Consider the following 2515-nt stretch of genomic DNA (forward strand, 5'->3'; position numbering starts at 1 on the left):
AGATGTAGTTGTAGCATTACCACAATCATCAGTAGCTGTAAAGGTTACAGTAGCCGAACCAGTGTTACCACAACCATCGCTAAGCGCATCAAAGCTGTTAGTCCAGGTTACGTTAGAGCAAACATCAGAAGCAGTTGCACCACCATTAGATGATAACCAAGCTTGCAGAGCTTCAGTATTTCCTTGACCATCACATTGAACCGTTGCATTAGCAGCAGCCGTATCAATAGTTGGAGCAGTAGTATCTTCGATAGTAAATGTAGCCGAAGTTGATGTAGCATTTCCACAACCATCAGTAGCTGTAAAGGTTACAGTAGCTGTACCTGTATTACCACAATCGTCGCTTAATGTTGAGAAATTATTTGACCAAGTTACATTAGAACAAGAATCAGAAGCAGTTGCACCACCATTAGATGATAACCAAGCTTGTAGCGCTTCAGTATTTCCTTGACCATCACATTGAACAGTTGCATTAGCAGCAGGAGTATCAATAGTTGGTGCAGTCGTATCTACAACTGTAATAATCTGAGTAAATACTGCAGAACCATTACCACAGTCATCTAAAACAGTCCATTCATTAGTATATGTTCCTGTATTAGCACAACCTATTGTCGGAATAAAATTCCCGTCTTTTTTAATTATATTAGTAACATCAGCATCACACAAATCAGATGCTACAGGAATTAATCCTTGAGCTGAATCTAATGCATCTTTATCACCACATTCAACAGTTGTATTTAAAGTGCCATTAGCAGTTTCCCAAATAGGAGCAACAGTATCCTGAACTGTTATAACTTGAGTGAATACAGTTGATACATTATTACATACATCATTCGCAGTCCAAGTATTGGTATAAGTCCCGGCATTTGAACATCCCTGAACAGCATCAAATTGACCGGAAGTTTTTGTATAAGTTATTGTTCCTAAACAATTATCAACTGCTATTGGAGCCAAGGCTTGAGCCACTGCCAAAGCCGCTGCATCACTACATTGAACTGTGGTATCTAATGAACCGGCAGCTGTTGACCAAGTAGGAGCAGTTGTGTCTTCAATTGTTATGGTTTGTGTATAGGTAGCAGACACATTATTACAAGCATCCTTTACTGTCCAAGTGTTTGTGTAAGTTCCTGCATTAGGACAAGTTGGTATTGCTACAAACTGACCAGCATTTTTCACAACATTGGTTACATCGCTATCACAATTATCAACGGCAACTGGGAATTGAGCTTGAGCAGCATCTAAACCAGATGTATCACTACATTCTAAAGTAATATCCAATGAACCAGCAGTAGTAGTCCATGTTGGTGGAGTATTGTCTATAATTGTAATAGTTGCTGTTGCAGTATCACAATTATCAGGATTTAGTTTTTCACATATTTGATAAGTGAAAGTATAATCACCACAATGTCCAATACTTGTTAATGAAACATTTCCATTAGCATCAATATTCAGATTTGGATAAGATCCGTTTATAATCGACAAATTAACTTGTGAAATACTAACATTTGCGTTATTTAATGAATCATTTGTAAGGATGTTTCCAATTGTTCCGATGTTAGCACAATCAACACTATAAGTATCGTTAACAGCTACAATTGCAGCAGCAGCAACCGAAACAGAAACTACAGCCTGATCGCAATTAGTTGGATTTAATACTTCACAGATTTGGTAAGTTAATGTATAAGAACCTGCAGGTGTACCAGGAGCTACGATTACGTCAATTCCTGATAAAGTAATTCCGGCATTAGTTGAAGATACAAAAGTAGTATTCACTTCAGAAGGAATAACCGGAGCACCATTAAGTGTATCGTTAGAAAGTACGTTAGTGTAAGCCGTTCCACCAACAAATCCGTTGATAGGCGCAGCCGTATCATTCACAGCATCAATTACCGCAGCAGCAACTGAAACAGAAACTATAGCTTGATCGCAATTAGATGGATTTAAGATTTCACAGATTTGATAAGTTAATGTATAAGAACCGGCAGGTGTTCCAGGAGCAACGATTACGTCAGTTCCTGATAAAGTAATTCCGGCATTAGTCGATGATACAAAAGTAGTATTCACCTGAGAAGGAATAACCGGAGCGCCGTTTAAGGTGTCATTAGAAAGTACGTTAGTATAAGCAGTTCCACCAACATAACCGTTGATAGGAGCAGCTGTATCATTCACCGCATCAATCACGGCAGCCTGAACTGTTATATAAACTGTTGCCTGGTCGCAATTCGATGGATTTAAAACTTCACAGATTTGGTATGTTAATGTATAAGAACCGGCAGGTGTACCAGGAGCAACTAAAACATTAGTTCCTGATAAAGTGATTCCTGTATTAGTTGAAGATACAAAAGTTGTGTTCACCTGAGAAGGAATAACCGGAGCACCGTTTAAGGTGTCGTTTGAAAGTACATTAGTGTAAGCAGTTCCACCAACATAACCGTTGATTGGCGCAGCAGTATCGTCATTAGCCACAATTGCAGCAGCCGTAACTGAAACAGAAACTACAGCTTGGTCGCAATTT

Annotated in this window: 1 pseudogene; it reads right to left on the minus strand. The window is 38.8% G+C overall.

Going from position 1 to position 2515, the window contains the following annotated elements:
* Positions 1-2515, minus strand: a pseudogene (locus L1S35_RS13155) (hypothetical protein); the annotation flags it as partial.

This window comes from Flavobacterium anseongense (assembly GCF_021608185.1).
In the GTDB taxonomy this organism is placed as follows: Bacteria; Bacteroidota; Bacteroidia; order Flavobacteriales; family Flavobacteriaceae; genus Flavobacterium; species Flavobacterium anseongense.